Genomic DNA, 13,748 nt, shown 5'->3' with positions numbered 1-13,748 from the left:
AGGAACCGGAAAAGCCGCAGCCGATCCGACACTCATCCCCTGTCCGACACCCAACCCGTCCTGCACATCACCAGTGGATCGCCCTGCTGCGGGCGTCTCCTTGACAAAGGTCATAGGGACACCCCCCACCCCCCCCACCCACCCACCCACCCCACCCCCCGCCCGCGTTGATCATGAGGTTAGCGGCGAAGTCGATCTCCTTAACTGCCGCTAACCTCATGATCAACGGAGGTCAGGGGTGGGGTGGGGGTGGGGTGGGGTGGGGTGGGGGGGGTGGTTAGAGGGCCACCCGGACGGCGGCGGTGAGGACTAGTTGGGCCAGGGCGGTGGGGACCAGGACGAGCCAGCAGAGGCGTTGGAGCTGGTCCGCACGGAGGCGGGGGTAGGAGACCCGGAGCCAGATGATCAGGAAGCTGACGGCGGCCACCTTGAGCAGGGTCCAGAGCCAACCGAGCTGGGCGTCGGCGAAGGGACCCTGCCAACCACCGAGGAAGAGCACCGTGGTCAGCGCGGCGATCACCACGATGCCGACGTACTCGGCCAGCAGCAGGAAGGCGAAACGCAGGCCGGTGTACTCGGTCAGGTATCCGAAGACCAGCTCCGAATCGGCCACCGGCATGTCGAACGGCGGCCGACGAATCTCGGCCAGGCCGGCCAGGAAGAAGACCACCATCGCCGGGGCCTGCCAGATCAGCCACCAGGGCCGCCACGCCTCGACGATGCCGGAGAGGCTCAGCGTGCCGGCGGCCATCGCCACCGACGCGGCGGCCAGCACCAGCGGCAGCTCGTAGCCGAGCAGCTGGGCGGCACCGCGCAGCCCGCCGAGCAGGCTGTACTTGTTGGCCGAGGCCCAGGCCGACATCAGCACCGCCAGCACGCCCACGCCGACCACCGCCAGCACGAAGAACAGGCCGATGTCCAACGGCTGTCCGACCAGGTCGTTCGGGCCGAGCGGGATGACCAGCAGGACCAGCAGGTACGGCAGCAGCGCCACCGCCGGCGCCAGCCGGAACACCGGCCGGTCCGCTGCCCGTGGGGTGATGTCCTCCTTCTGAACGAACTTCACCCCGTCAGCGATCAGCTGCGCCCAGCCGTGGAAGCCGCCCGCGTACATCGGTCCGAGCCGGCCCTGCATGTGCGCCATCACCTTGTGCTCGGCCTGCCCGACCAGCAGCGGAAGGACGAGAAAGGCGGCCAGCACCCCGCCGATCCGGATCACCAGCTCCAGCCACAGCGGCATCAGGGCGTACCTCCGTCCGTCGGGGCGGACCCTTCCCCGGCCGGGCGGGCGGGCCGCTCGCGGGCCGGGCGGGCCGGCACCCCGCCGCGTGGCCCCTCCCCGACGCCGCCCGCCCCCGCCGGCGTGGGCGTCGTGCCCCACTCGCCCGGCGCGGGCACGCCCGGCGGCCGGATCGGCCGTCGGCCGCCACCGGCCTCCGACTCGCCTGGTTCCTTCGCCCCCGGCCAGGGCTTGGCCACCCGCGAGGCGAGCACGAACTCCTTGCGCAGCGGATGCCCCTCGAACTCCGGTGGCAGCAGCAACGGCCGCAGGTCGGCGTGCCCGGCGAAGTCGATGCCGAACATCTCGTGGGTCTCCCGCTCGTGCCAGGCGGCACCCGGGAACACGTCCACCACGGACTCGACCGTCGGCGTCTCGCGCGGTATCCGCGCACGCAGCAACACGCCGTGCCGGTGCCGGGTGGACCAGAGGTGGGCGACCACGTCGAAGCCGTCGGCCAACTCGTCGACCGCGGAGAGCCAGTCGAAGTAGTCGCAGGCCAGCTCGGCGTCGTCGCGCGCGGCCAGCAGCGCCGCGCGCCAGCCCTGCGCAGGTACGTCGACGGTGGCTCGGGAGTGGGCCTGACCGCCGGAGACCGTCGCGGTGGCCTCGACGGGCGCGAGCAGCGCGACGAGCCGCTGGCCGACCTCTTCCGGTGTCATGCCGCTGATCCTATGGCCGACCACGGCGGAACGCGGCGGCCCGGGGCGCGCCGAGCGGCGGTCGGACGTACGCGGGCGGGTGGAGATGTGCGCTTTGCCGGTGGTGGCCGGCGCTGGTCGTCAGGATGGAACGGTGCGCGCTGTGACTGTCATTCCCGGGGTATCGGGTTCGCTGCGGCTGCTCGACGACTACCCGGAGCCGGCCTCCGACGAGGGAGCCATCCTGGTGGAGGCCCTCGCGGTGGGGATCTGCGGCACCGACATCGAGATCATCGAGGGGCACTACGGCGAGGCGCCACCCGGCACCGACCACCTGGTGCTCGGGCACGAGTCGCTGGGTCGGGTCCTGGAGGATCCGACCGGCACCTTGCAGCCCGGCGACCTGGTGGCCGGGATCGTCCGACACCCCGATCCGCTGCCGTGCCCGAACTGCGCGGTCGGCGAGTGGGACATGTGCCGCAACGGCATGTTCACCGAGCACGGCATCAAAGCGCTGCCCGGCTTCGCTCGCCAGCGGTGGCGGGTTCAGCCGCGCTTCGCCGTCGGGCTCCACCCGGCGCTGCACGAGGTCGGTGTGCTGCTGGAACCGACCAGTGTGGTGGCCAAGGCATGGGAGCACATCGACCGGATCGGCCAGCGGGCGGAGTGGCAACCGCGTACCGCGTTGATCACCGGCGCCGGGCCGATCGGTCTGCTGGCCGCGCTGCTGGCCAGTCAGCGGGGACTCGCCGTGCACGTGCTCGACCTGGCGACCGACGGCCCGAAGCCCGCGCTGGCCGGTGCGCTCGGCGCGACGTACCACTCGGTGCCGGTCGACCAACTCGACTTCGAGCCGGACATCATCGTCGAGTGCACCGGCGCGCCGGTCGTCGTGCTGGAGGCGATGTGCAAGGTCGCTCTCAACGGGATCGTCTGCCTGACCGGCGTCTCCACCGGCGGGCGGACCATCGACTTCGACGCGGGCGCCCTCAACCGGACCCTGGTGCTGGAGAACAACGTCGTCTTCGGTTCGGTCAATGCCAACCGGCGACACTGGGACGCCGCCGCCGACGCGCTGGCTCGGGCCGACCATGCCTGGCTCGGCTCGCTGATCACCCGCCGGGTGCCGCTGTCGGACTACGCCAGGGCGTACTCCCCCGGCCCGGAGGACATCAAGGTGGTCCTCGACTTCACCGCCTGAGCCGGCTCAGGCGGTCGGTGGGCGCACGGGTGGTGCGGTGAGCGAGGCGGCCGAGCGGGGTGACGCGCCGTCGCTGGGCGGGGCGTCGGTCGGCGGGGCGAGCAGGTCCGGGCGGGACACGCCGCCGACGCCGGACTGCTCGGCGGCGATCTTCTCCTGCAACCGGAGGATGCCGTGCAGCAGCGCCTCTGGCCGGGGCGGACAGCCCGGCACGTAGACGTCGACCGGGATGAGCTGGTCGACGCCCTTGGTCACCGAGTACGAGTCCCAGTACGGGCCGCCGCAGTTGGAGCAGGCGCCGAACGAGATGACGTACTTCGGCTCGGGCATCTGGTCGTAGAGCCGCTTGATCGCCGGGGCCATCTTGTCGGTGACCGTGCCGGAGACCACCATCAGGTCGGCCTGCCGTGGCCCGTGCGCGAACGGGATCACGCCGAGCCGCATGAAGTCGTGTCGGGACATGCTGGTCGCGATGAACTCGATGGCGCAGCAGGCCAGCCCGAAGTTGAAGACCCAGAGCGAGTAACGCCGGCCCCAGTTGAGCACGAACCGGATCGGCTCACCGAGCACTGCCGGCAACTGCACCTCGAGCCCCCCTCATCTGTCCCCGATGTGACAGTCAATCACAGCACCACGGCTGCCAACCTCCGCAACCCTCGCCCGCGTCGAGGCGTGTGAAGGGCGTCGACCGCGCGACGGGGAGCAGACGGGGAGGACGCATGATGGTGACCGGAAAGCCACGACTCGGGGAGCCACCTCCGGACCAGCCGACAGAGTTTCCGGAGCCGGCCGAGGGGGTCGACTTCGACAAGCTCTACCACACCCACTTCCGATCCCTGACGCTTCAGCTCGCCGCGTACTGCGGTGACCTGTCGCAGGCGCAGGACCTGGTCCAGGAGGCGTTCTGCCGGGCCTATGCCCGCTGGTCACGGCTGTCCCGGTACGACGACCCGGTGGGCTGGGTCCGCCGGGTCGCCTGGAACCTCGCCGCCAGCCGTTGGCGACGGGTGCGGACCGCCCAGTCCTGGCTGCGCCGGCAGCGGCAGGAGCACGTGGCGGGGCCCGAACCGGACCGGGTGGCGCTCACCGCCGCCCTGGCCCAACTGCCGCCCACCCAGCGCAGGGCGGTGGTGCTGCACTACCTGGCGGATCTCTCCGTCACGCAGATCGCGCAGCAGGAAGAGGTGCCGGAGGGCACGGTCAAGTCCTGGCTGCACCGGGGCCGGTTGGCACTGGCCGCGCAACTGACCAGCACCAGGGAGGTGAACGGCCATGACTGAACCGGAGGAGATCCTCGTCAGCGGCGAGTTCGCCGCGTTCCGGGCGGCGTACGCCCCGGCGGTGCGACCGGCCGGGACAAACGCCGTACGGCTCACGGTCCGTCGACGGCGCCAGCGGGCGGCGGTGGCCACCGCGGCGGCCGTGGTGCTCGCCGTCGTCGTCCCGATGGGCGCGCACGCGGCCCTGAACCGTTCCGACCCGTCGCCGGTGCCGGGACAGACCGCCGAACCGACGCCCCCGGCGACACCGACACCGACGTCGGCACCGGCACCGACCACCCCGATGACGACGCCGAGCACGGCCAGCCCGACCTCGGCCGGGCCGGACGGGCGGATCAGCCGGGCCCAGCTTCTCGCGGCGCGCGTCGACCTGCCGGTCTGGCCGTCGTACGCTCCGGCGACCTGCACCACCGACAACGTCCGGCTGCGTGAACCGCAGCCGGAGCAGCGGCCGGAGCTGGGCGGCGAACTCCGCTACGGCGACGTGAACGGCGATGGCGGCACCGACACGATCGCCCTGGTCGCCTGCCGGTACGGGGAGGCTTTGGCCAAGCAGGTGGTCGTTTTCTCGCGGGACGACACCGGTCGGATCGTCACCCTCGGCCGGGTGGTCGGCACCCGAGAGGGAATGGACGACATCACGGAGGTCGCGGTGGCCTCCGACGGGCAGATCCGGGTGGACGTCGCCGACATCCAGCCCTGCTGCGACATCCCTGACTGGTGGCCACAGCGGCAGCGGCGGACGTACGCGTGGACCGGCGACCGGTTCAAGCAGACGGGCGGACCGACGGCGTTCGGCGTCGATCCCCGGCTGACCGATCTCACCCTGACCGCGAGTCCGCTGGTGCTGGACCCACCCGACGGCGATGGCAAGCGGCTCGCTTCGTTCACCGTCACGGTGACCAACAAGGGTCCGGTCGACGTGCCCCGGCTCGGCTTCGGCCACTACTTCACGCTGGGCGAGCGGGCCGGGGGCGATCTGTCCCGGTGCCGGATAGTCACCATGTCCGGGACCGAGACCTGCCTGCTGGACGGCCTACCGTCCGGCGCACGGCGCAGCTACACCTTCCGCTTCCTGACCGACCCGGCCGAGATGGCGCCCATGCCGAGCCTGCTGGTCGTCCACTTCGACGGCCGGGACCGGCACCTGAAGGATCGGAAACCGCGGGACAACTCCGTCGACCTGCCTGGCAGCCGCTGATCGACCGGCGCGGCGGCCCGGGGTGCCGGGCCGCCGCGCCGGCTGCCGTCGACCTCGGCGCCGGAGCTACCAGGTCGGGCGTTGCAGCAGCCCGACGAACTCCACCAACAGCCGTTCCCGCAGCGGCACCGGGGCGGCGTCGAGCAGGGTGTTCACCACCGCCATCCGGTCCGGTGGCCCGGGCCGGCCGACCAGGCCGAGCCCGTCGGCCAGCTCGGCGACCAGTTGCGGGGTGAGCGCCTGCGGGGTGAGGCTGCCGGCGAGCGCCAGCAGTTCCGGTGGCAGCACCACCGGACCGGTGGCCCGCGCCCCGGCCGCCGCCTCGGCGAGGGCCGTCCCGAACTCCGCCACCCGGGGCGCTACCGCGGCGGTCACCGTCAGGTGCACGCTGCGCGGCAGCCCGGCGTACGCGAGCTGGGGCTGGGTGTGCCAGCCGCGTGCGGTCAGCTCGTCGACCAGCACGAAGAGGTCCAGATCCGGATCGGTCGAGGTGAGGCAGACGACGGTCGACTCCGGCTCGGCGACCAGCCGCAGCCCGTCGACGCCGCGCACCGCGTCGGCCAGGGCCCGCACCGCCGCCCAGGTTCGGCGGGTCAGCTCCAGGTAGCCGTCGTCGCCGAGGTGTCGCAGGGTGGCGTACGCGGCGGCGATCGGGCCGCCGGAGCGGGTGGAGGAGATCACCGGGTTGACCATGGTGTAGCCAGGCCAGTCGGCGTACGCGAAGTACTGCGGCGCCCGCAGCCCGGCATCGCGGTGCAGCAGCACCGAGACGCCCTTCGGGGCGTACGCGTACTTGTGCAGGTCGACGGAGATCGAGGTGACCCCGGGTACGGCGAAGTCGAACGCGGGCACCGGCACGCCGAGGCGGCGCAGATACGACAGGGTCCAGCCGCCGAAGCAGGCGTCCACGTGGCACCGCACCCCGGCTGCGGCGGCCACCTGTGCGATCTGCTCGACGGGGTCGACCACGCCGTGCGCGTACGACGGCGCGGAGCAGGCCACCAGGACCGCCTCCGGCCGGATCGCGGCGGCCACGTCGGCGACCGCCGGCCGCAGCGTCACCGGGTCCAGGGGCACCGCGTCGAGTTCCACCCGCAGGTAGTGCGCCGCCTTGGCGAACGCGGCGTGGGCACTGGCCGGCACCACGACCCGGGGGGCGTCGATCTCCGGCCGGGCGTCCCGGGCCGCCTTGACGGCCAGGATGAGCGACTCGGTGCCGCCACTGGTGACGCTGCCGACCGCCTCCGGCGCGCTCGTGCCGGGCCCGCCGCCGAGCACCCGCGCAGCCGCACCGACCAGCGCGTTCTCCATCGCCAGCAGCGAGGGGAAGGCGGTCGGATCGAGCCCGTTGACGTGCGCACTTTCGGCGTACGCGGCGGCCGCGAGCTCGTCCAGCCCCGCCACTCCCGGGTCGTACACATACGCGAACAGCCGCCCGCCATGCGTGGGCCGATCCAACCCCCGCAACTCCCGGATCTCCCCCAACACCCGCTCGGCGGACACCCCGTGCGCGGGCAGCGCCGCCCGGTCTTCGTCGATCATGGACTTGTGGTCCCCTTTGCGTGCTGATTAGCGGCTTTTGTCCCGACCACAACTCCATGATCGGCGGCGGTGGTGAGGGTGGCGAGGCGGGCCTCGGTGAGGTCGTAGGGGCGGAGAAGGAGGATGGCCAGGGCCACGAGGAGGGCGGGTAGCACGGTGAAGCCGAGCAGCACGCCGAGGCGGGCGGTGTCGGACTGGGCGGCGGCCGTGCCGGTGGTGGAGGAGACGTATCCGGTGAGGGCGAGCACCAACCCGTAGATGCCCGGGCCGAGGGCCAGCCCGAAGGTCTCGCCGGCCGTCCACAGCCCGGTGAAGACGCCGGCCTGTCGACGCCCGGTGCGCGCCGTGTCGTACGCGATGCAGTCCGGCAGCATGGCCAGCGCGAAGACCTGCTGCCCGGCGTACCCGACGCCGACCGACGCGACCAGCAGGTAGATCACGGGCGCGGGCAGCACCGGCGCGGCGACCAGGGCCAGCCCGCCGGCGGCCAGGATCAGCGACGCGGCCACCAGGCCGGCGAGCTTGCCCAGCCGGGCGCCGACCCGGGACCACAGCGGCATCACCACCAGGGCCGGGCCGACGAAACAGACGAACAGCAGGGTGGGCCCGGTCGTCGAGTCGCCCAGGATCTGGTCGGCGAAGTACTGGACCCCGGCGAGGATCGTCGCCACCCCGGCGGACTGCACCACGAAGCAGAGCAGCAACGCCCGGAACGGCCGGTTGCGGCCGGCCACCGCGAGCTGGGCACGCAGGCTGGGCTCGCTCTCCCCGGTGGTGCCCTGCGGGGCGGACCGGGTGCCGAGGAAGGCCCCGACCGCGCCGAGCGCGATCAGTGCCGCGACGAACAGCCCCATCCAGCGGTGTCCCGGCACGCCCCCGCCGGCCGCGTCGCGCACCAGCGGGGCCACCGCCCCGGAGACCAGGATGGCCAGCGCCAGCACCGCGATCCGCCAGGTCATCATCCGGGTACGTTCGGCGTAGTCGCTGGTCAGCTCGGCCGGCATCGCCACGTACGGGACCTGGAAGAAGGCGAACGCGGTGGCGGTGGCCAGGAAGGCGACCGCCACGTACGCGGCGGCGGCGGGTCCGGCGCCGAACGGCGCGGCGAAGATCGACCCGAACAGCCCGGCCAGCGCCAGCCCACCGATCAGCAGGTACGGCCGGCGGGCACCCCAGCGGGAGCGGGTGCGGTCGGAGATCCGCCCGGCCACCGGGTTGACCAGCACGTCCCACGCCTTCGGCAGCAGCACCAGCAGGGCCGCCATCCCGGCGGCCACGCCGAGGGTGTCGGTGAGGTACGGCAGCAGCAACAGCCCCGGCACGGTGCCGAACGCACCGGTGGCCAGCGAGCCGAGGGAGTATCCGACGTGCACCCCGCGCGGCAGCACCCCCGGCGCGGCGGCGGGTGGTGGTGAGCCGGATCCACCCGGCGGCGCGCCCATGGAGCCGGATGCTACTCACGTTATGCCGTCGGTCACATCCCCTCACCGGGCCACCAACCGGCCGCCCGCATGTCCACCCGGTCCTGGCGCAACGGCGTACCCTCGGCGAGCCATCGCGCCCGCGCCTCGGCCGCGAGCGCGGGGGGCATGCCGCCGGAGGCGTTGACCACCCGATGCCAGGGCACGCCGCTGCCATGTCGGGACATGATGGCCCCGACCAGCCGGGCGGAGGCCCGGCCGGAGCGCTCGGCCAGCGCGTCGGCCACCGCGCCGTACGACATCGCCTGCCCCGGTGGGATCCGCTCAACCAGTTCCAGCACCGCCTCGACGTACTCGTCAGGTGTCACAGCTGGCCAGAGTATGGGAGGGGAGGCGGGGGTCGCCGCGGTGACGACGCAGAATAGGCGGGTGCGCGACGCAGTCACGACGGCCCGGCGGGTCGTCGTCAAGATCGGATCATCCTCGTTGACCACCGCCACCGGCGGGCTGGACGACGAGCGGCTCGACGTGCTCGTCGACGCCCTCGGCGCCCGCTCCGCCGACGGGCGCGAGGTGGTGCTCGTCTCCTCCGGGGCGATCGCCGCCGGCCTGGCCCCGCTCGGCCTGGTTCGACGACCGCGTGACCTGGCCACCCAGCAGGCCGCCGCCAGCGTCGGCCAGGGGCTGCTGATCGGGCGGTACGCCGCGGCCTTCGCCCGGCACGGCCGTACCGTCGGCCAGGTGCTGCTCACCGTCGACGACGTGACCCGGCGGGCGCACTACCGCAACGCGTACCGCACCCTGCGCAAGCTGCTCGACCTGCGGGCGGTGCCGATCGTCAACGAGAACGACACGGTCGCCACCGAGGAGATCCGGTTCGGCGACAACGACCGGCTGGCCGCGCTGGTGGCCGCGCTGGTCGACGCCGACCTGCTGGTGCTCCTCTCCGACGTCGACGCGCTCTGGACGGGCGACCCGGCCCGCCCCGGCTCCCGCCGCATCGCCGAGGTACGCGACGAGGCCGACCTGGCCGGCGTCGACGTCGGCGGCACCGGCCGGTCCGGGGTCGGCACCGGTGGCATGGTGACCAAGGTCGAGGCGGCCCGGATCGCCACCGGGTTCGGCATCCCGGTGGTGCTCACCTCCGCCGCCCAGGCCGTCGCGGCGCTGGCCGGCGAGCCGGTCGGCACCTTCTTCCACCCCAGCCCCCGCCGCCCGGCCGCCCGGCTGTTCTGGCTCGCCCACGCCACCTCGCCCCGGGGGCGGCTGCACCTCGATCCCGGTGCGGTCGCCGCCGTGGTGGACCGGCGCAAGTCGCTGCTGCCGGCCGGGATCACCGCCGTGGACGGGGCGTTCACCGCCGGGGACCCGGTCGACCTGGTCGACACCTCCGGCGCACCGGTGGCCCGAGGGCTGGTCAACTACGACGCGGTCGAGCTGCCCGGTCTGCTCGGGCGCTCCACCACCGACCTCGCCGCGGCGCTCGGCCCGGCGTACGAACGAGAGGTCGTCCACCGCGACGACCTGGTACTGCTGTAAGCAGGGGCCCCCTTTTAACGCCTGGTGCATTGAAAGGGTCCCCTCCTAACACCGTGAGGAGCATGGGATGAGCGTGACCGAGCAGGCCCGCCGAGCGCGTACGGCGGCGGAGGCGCTGGCCGTGGCGACGCGTACCGCCAAGGACGCCGCGCTGCACGCGATGGCCGACGCGCTGGTGGCGCGTACCCCGGAGATCGTGGCCGCGAACGGCGCGGACCTGGCGGCCGGACGCGAGGCCGGGCTGAGCGCGGCCATCCTGGACCGGCTCGCCCTCGACGAGGGCCGGGTCGCCGGGATCGCCGAGGCGCTGCGCGAGATGGCCGGGCTGCCCGACCCGGTGGGCGAGGTGCTCCGCGGCTCGACCCTGCCCAACGGGCTGGAGCTGCGGCAGATCCGGGTGCCGTTCGGCGTGGTCGGCATCATCTACGAGGCCCGGCCGAACGTCACCGTGGACGCCGCCGGCATCTGCCTGAAGTCCGGCAACGCGGCGCTGCTGCGTGGCTCCTCATCGGCCGCGCACTCCAACGCGGCGCTGGTGGCGGTGCTGCGGGACGCGATCGCCGGCGCCGGCCTGCCGGCGGACGCCGTGCAGTTGCTCGACGCCACCACCCGCGACTCGGTCAAGGAGTTGATGCGGGCCCGGGGCCTGGTGGACGTGCTGATCCCGCGCGGCGGCGCGTCGCTGATCCGGACCGTGGTCGAGGAGTCGACCGTGCCGGTGATCGAGACCGGGGTGGGCAACTGCCACGTGTACGTGGATGCCGCCGCCGACGTCGGCAAGGCCGCCGCGATCACGCTCAACGCCAAGACGCAGCGGCTGTCGACCTGCAACACCGCCGAGTCGCTGCTGGTGCACGCGGGAATCGCCGACGCGTTCCTGCCGCCGGTGCTCGCCGCCTTCGCCGAGGCCGGGGTCACCGTGCACGGCGACGCCCGGGTGGCCGCGTACTCCGACGCGGTGGTCGCCGCCACCGACGAGGACTTCGCCACCGAGTACCTCTCCGCGGACATCGCCGTCGCCGTCGTCGACTCGCTCGACGCGGCGGTCGGACACATCCGGCGGTACGGCAGCGGCCACACCGACGCGATCGTCACCGACTCGCAGTCGGCGGCCCGGGAGTTCGTGGCCCGGGTCGACTCGGCGGCCGTGATGGTGAACGCCTCGACCCGCTTCACCGACGGCGGCGAGTTCGGCTTCGGCGCCGAGATCGGCATCTCCACCCAGAAGCTGCACGCCCGCGGCCCGATGGGTCTGCCCGAACTGACCAGCACCAAGTACGTCGTCACCGGCGACGCCCACCTGCGCGGCTGATCAGGGTTTCAGCGGAAGGCGCGGATCACGGCCAGGGTGGCGTGGACGTCGAACTGGTGGCCGTCGTCGCTGCTCCAACCGCCGTCGGTGCGCTGCGTCTCGGCCAGCCGGCGGCGGGCCGCCACCAGCGTCCACTCCTGCTCGTCGACGCCGACCCGGCGCAGCGTCGAGGCCAGCCACGCGGCGTCGGCCGGCGCCGCCTGCGGGATCCGCTCGGCGAGGACCGCCTTGATCCGCGCCGACTCGTAGAACATCTGCTGCCGGTGCAGCACCGCCGCGCTCAGCCAGCCGGCGGCCAGGAAGGACGGCCAACTGCCGTCGGGACGCAGCTGGGCGGCGAGCGCCTGGCCGGCGGCCTGGACCACCCCGGCGTACGCCCCGCCGACCCGGTGGTCGAGCGGGCCGGCGGCCCGGGCATCCAGGCCGGCCACGGTGAGCCAGAACGCGGCGTTGGCGGTCAGGTAGAGCCGGGCCTCCGGACTGCCCGGGCGGGCCCATTCGGGGGCGCTGTCAGCAAGCGCCGCGTCCTCCTCCCAGCAGCCGTCGCGCTGCTGGGAGGCGGCCAGCCAGTCCAACGCCCGACGGGCGGCCGGACGGCCCAGGCCGCCGAGGTCGTCCAGCTCGGTGAGGCGGAAGCAGGTCGCGTCCACGGAGGCGACCTCGTCGCCCCAGGTCGCCGGCCAGCCGCCGCCGAGGGTCTGGCCGACCTCCGCGCTGTCGAGCACCGCGGGCGGCGGCGGGGTGCCGGTGCGCAACCAGGAGAGGCGGGCACGCTCCACCGCATCTCCGTGCGCCACCACGAACCCGATCGCGGCGTCGATGTCGACCACGGCGGCCAGGCTACCGGCGGAAACGCCGATCCGCCTCGGTTCTTTGGGCAGGTGGACCGGCCCGTCGGCGGGGTTGCGCAGGGCGTCGAGGCGGCAGGCCAAGGCTGGGCGTCAAGAAGGGGCCCCTTCTCTACCGCAGGCGTTAAGAAGGGGCCCTTCCTTGCATCAGTACTCGGGGAGGGAGGGGTCGATCTGCTTGATCCAGGAGAGCACGCCGCCCTGGACGTGGACCGCGTCGCGGAAGCCGGCCGCCTTCAGCGCGGCGAGCGCCTCGGCGGAGCGGACGCCGGACTTGCAGTGCAGCACGATCTGCTTGTCCTGCGGCAGCTTGGCCAGCGCCGCACCGGAGAGGATCTCGTTCTTGGGGATCAGGGTCGACCCGGGGATGCGAACGATCTCGTACTCGGCCGCTTCCCGCACGTCGACGAGGAAGATGTCCTTCTCGGCGTCCTGCCACTCCTTCAGCTCGGCCGCGGTGATGGTCGCGTCGACCACCGCCTCCTGCGCCTCGACCGACACCGCGCCGCAGAAGTCCTCGTAGTCCTCCATCAGGTCGGTCAGCGTGGCGTTCTCGCCGCAGAGCACGCAGTTCGGGTCCTTGCGTACCTTGATCTTGCGGTAGCTCATCTCCAGGGCGTCGTAGACCATCAGCCGGCCGACCAGCGGCTCGCCGATGCCGGTGAGCAGCTTGATCGCCTCGTTGACCTGGATCGACCCGATCGAGGCGCAGAGCACGCCGAGCACGCCACCCTCGGCGCAGGAGGGGACCATGCCGGGCGGCGGGGGCTCCGGGTAGAGGCAGCGGTAGCAGGGACCGTGCTCGGACCAGAACACCGACGCCTGGCCGTCGAAGCGGTAGATCGACCCCCAGACGTACGGCTTGCCGAGCAGCACCGCCGCGTCGTTGACCATGTAACGGGTGGCGAAGTTGTCGGTGCCGTCGAGGATCAGGTCGTACTGGGCGAAGATCTCGCGGACGTTCTCCCGGTCCAGCACGGTGTTGTGGATCACGACGTCGACCAGCGGATTGATCTCGCGGATGCTCGCCGCGGCAGACTCGGCCTTGGGGCGGCCGATGTCGGAGACGCCATGGATGATCTGCCGCTGAAGGTTGGACTCGTCGACGGTGTCGAAGTCGATGATGCCGAGTGTGCCGACCCCGGCGGCGGCCAGGTACAGCAACGCCGGCGAGCCGAGGCCCCCGGCACCGACACAGAGCACCCGGGCGTTCTTCAGCCGCTTCTGGCCGTCCACCCCGACATCGGGAATGATCAGGTGGCGCGAGTAGCGGCGGATCTCGTCAACGGTCAGCTCGGCGGCGGGTTCGACGAGCGGGGGCAGCGACACGGTGAACTCCCCGGAATCGATGTGACAGGTAACCGCCATTGTTGCTCGCCGAGGCGTCCATCGACCATGAGCAGGCACACGTCGCCCGGCATGCGAGAACGGGAATAACCGGTCGCCCGGACCGCGCGGTGCGCAGGATCACCCCGGCAGGTCGG

The 13,748-nt window shown here is 72.8% G+C and carries 13 protein-coding genes; 5 read left to right on the top strand and 8 right to left on the bottom strand.

Annotated elements, in window-relative coordinates; all coding sequences use genetic code 11:
• Nucleotides 1-277 precede the first annotated feature (277 nt).
• Together IEY61_RS08040 and IEY61_RS08035 are read right to left on the bottom strand one after the other, a co-directional pair.
• A complete protein-coding gene (locus IEY61_RS08040; protein ID WP_189042070.1) occupies nt 278-1,240 on the bottom strand; it encodes a complex I subunit 1/NuoH family protein in 963 nt (320 codons plus the stop codon).
• Nucleotides 1,240-1,941: an NADH-quinone oxidoreductase subunit C gene (locus IEY61_RS08035; RefSeq protein WP_189042069.1), complete on the bottom strand. Its 702-nt coding sequence runs from the start codon at nt 1,939-1,941 to the stop codon at nt 1,240-1,242. The genes IEY61_RS08040 and IEY61_RS08035 overlap by 1 nt, the downstream gene beginning before the upstream one ends.
• A gap of 133 nt (nt 1,942-2,074) precedes the next feature.
• Here IEY61_RS08035 and IEY61_RS08030 point away from each other — a divergent pair, with 133 nt between their 5' ends.
• Nucleotides 2,075-3,121 (top strand): glucose 1-dehydrogenase, encoded by a 1,047-nt coding sequence (locus tag IEY61_RS08030; protein WP_189042066.1) that lies wholly within the window; start codon nt 2,075-2,077, stop codon nt 3,119-3,121.
• Between the two features lie 6 nt (nt 3,122-3,127).
• Here the strand turns inward: IEY61_RS08030 and IEY61_RS08025 are convergent, their stop codons facing one another.
• Nucleotides 3,128-3,706, bottom strand: a complete 579-nt coding sequence (locus IEY61_RS08025) for an NADH-quinone oxidoreductase subunit B (RefSeq protein ID WP_189042064.1) — start codon at nt 3,704-3,706, stop codon at nt 3,128-3,130.
• Nucleotides 3,707-3,840: 134 nt separating this feature from the next.
• Between IEY61_RS08025 and IEY61_RS08020 the strand changes: the two genes are divergently transcribed.
• Both IEY61_RS08020 and IEY61_RS08015 read left to right on the top strand, forming a co-directional pair.
• Nucleotides 3,841-4,401 carry an RNA polymerase sigma factor gene (locus IEY61_RS08020; protein ID WP_189042061.1) on the top strand — a complete coding sequence of 187 codons (561 nt, stop codon included), beginning with the start codon at nt 3,841-3,843 and terminating at the stop codon, nt 4,399-4,401.
• Nucleotides 4,394-5,602 (top strand): hypothetical protein, encoded by a 1,209-nt coding sequence (locus IEY61_RS08015; protein WP_189042059.1) that lies wholly within the window; start codon nt 4,394-4,396, stop codon nt 5,600-5,602. Before IEY61_RS08020 ends, IEY61_RS08015 begins: the two co-directional genes overlap by 8 nt.
• A gap of 66 nt (nt 5,603-5,668) precedes the next feature.
• Here the strand turns inward: IEY61_RS08015 and IEY61_RS08010 are convergent, their stop codons facing one another.
• The 3 genes from IEY61_RS08010 to IEY61_RS08000 are packed head-to-tail and all read right to left on the bottom strand — an operon-like array spanning nt 5,669 to nt 8,933.
• Nucleotides 5,669-7,144: a pyridoxal phosphate-dependent decarboxylase family protein gene (locus IEY61_RS08010; protein ID WP_189042057.1), complete on the bottom strand. Its 1,476-nt coding sequence runs from the start codon at nt 7,142-7,144 to the stop codon at nt 5,669-5,671.
• Entirely contained in the window at nt 7,141-8,586 is a 1,446-nt protein-coding gene (locus tag IEY61_RS08005; RefSeq protein ID WP_189042055.1) for an MFS transporter, read from the bottom strand. Before IEY61_RS08005 ends, IEY61_RS08010 begins: the two co-directional genes overlap by 4 nt.
• A 32-nt stretch (nt 8,587-8,618) precedes the next feature.
• A complete protein-coding gene (locus IEY61_RS08000) occupies nt 8,619-8,933 on the bottom strand; it encodes an MGMT family protein (RefSeq protein WP_189042054.1) in 315 nt (104 codons plus the stop codon).
• A gap of 61 nt (nt 8,934-8,994) precedes the next feature.
• Between IEY61_RS08000 and proB the strand changes: the two genes are divergently transcribed.
• Nucleotides 8,995-10,104: a glutamate 5-kinase gene (gene proB / locus IEY61_RS07995; protein WP_189042052.1), complete on the top strand. Its 1,110-nt coding sequence runs from the start codon at nt 8,995-8,997 to the stop codon at nt 10,102-10,104.
• 67 nt (nt 10,105-10,171) lie between these two features.
• Complete coding sequence (locus IEY61_RS07990) at nt 10,172-11,416, top strand: glutamate-5-semialdehyde dehydrogenase (RefSeq protein WP_189042049.1); 1,245 nt, start codon at nt 10,172-10,174, stop codon at nt 11,414-11,416.
• An 8-nt stretch (nt 11,417-11,424) separates the two neighbouring features.
• Here IEY61_RS07990 and IEY61_RS07985 read toward each other — a convergent pair whose 3' ends face one another.
• Nucleotides 11,425-12,246 carry a prenyltransferase/squalene oxidase repeat-containing protein gene (locus IEY61_RS07985; RefSeq protein WP_189042048.1) on the bottom strand — a complete coding sequence of 274 codons (822 nt, stop codon included), beginning with the start codon at nt 12,244-12,246 and terminating at the stop codon, nt 11,425-11,427.
• A 165-nt stretch (nt 12,247-12,411) separates the two neighbouring features.
• Nucleotides 12,412-13,632, bottom strand: coding sequence for an adenylyltransferase/sulfurtransferase MoeZ (gene moeZ / locus IEY61_RS07980; RefSeq protein WP_189042045.1), 1,221 nt, complete (start codon nt 13,630-13,632; stop codon nt 12,412-12,414).
• Nucleotides 13,633-13,748 lie beyond the last annotated feature (116 nt).

Origin of the sequence: Micromonospora sonchi (assembly GCF_014646235.1) — a bacterium.
GTDB classification, from domain to species: domain Bacteria; phylum Actinomycetota; class Actinomycetes; order Mycobacteriales; family Micromonosporaceae; genus Micromonospora; species Micromonospora sonchi.
The sequence above is the reverse complement of the archived record's forward strand: the minus strand, read 5'-3'. Positions and strand labels throughout refer to the sequence as shown.

Coding starts and splice junctions, on each gene's coding strand:
- IEY61_RS08040 (WP_189042070.1), bottom strand. CDS start 1,240: ATGCCGCTGTGGCTGGAGCTGGTGATCCGGATCGGCGGGGTGCTGGCC.
- IEY61_RS08035 (WP_189042069.1), bottom strand. CDS start 1,941: ATGACACCGGAAGAGGTCGGCCAGCGGCTCGTCGCGCTGCTCGCGCCC.
- IEY61_RS08020 (WP_189042061.1), top strand. CDS start 3,841: ATGATGGTGACCGGAAAGCCACGACTCGGGGAGCCACCTCCGGACCAG.
- IEY61_RS08015 (WP_189042059.1), top strand. CDS start 4,394: ATGACTGAACCGGAGGAGATCCTCGTCAGCGGCGAGTTCGCCGCGTTC.
- IEY61_RS08010 (WP_189042057.1), bottom strand. CDS start 7,144: ATGATCGACGAAGACCGGGCGGCGCTGCCCGCGCACGGGGTGTCCGCC.
- IEY61_RS08005 (WP_189042055.1), bottom strand. CDS start 8,586: ATGGGCGCGCCGCCGGGTGGATCCGGCTCACCACCACCCGCCGCCGCG.
- IEY61_RS07990 (WP_189042049.1), top strand. CDS start 10,172: ATGAGCGTGACCGAGCAGGCCCGCCGAGCGCGTACGGCGGCGGAGGCG.
- moeZ (WP_189042045.1), bottom strand. CDS start 13,632: ATGGCGGTTACCTGTCACATCGATTCCGGGGAGTTCACCGTGTCGCTG.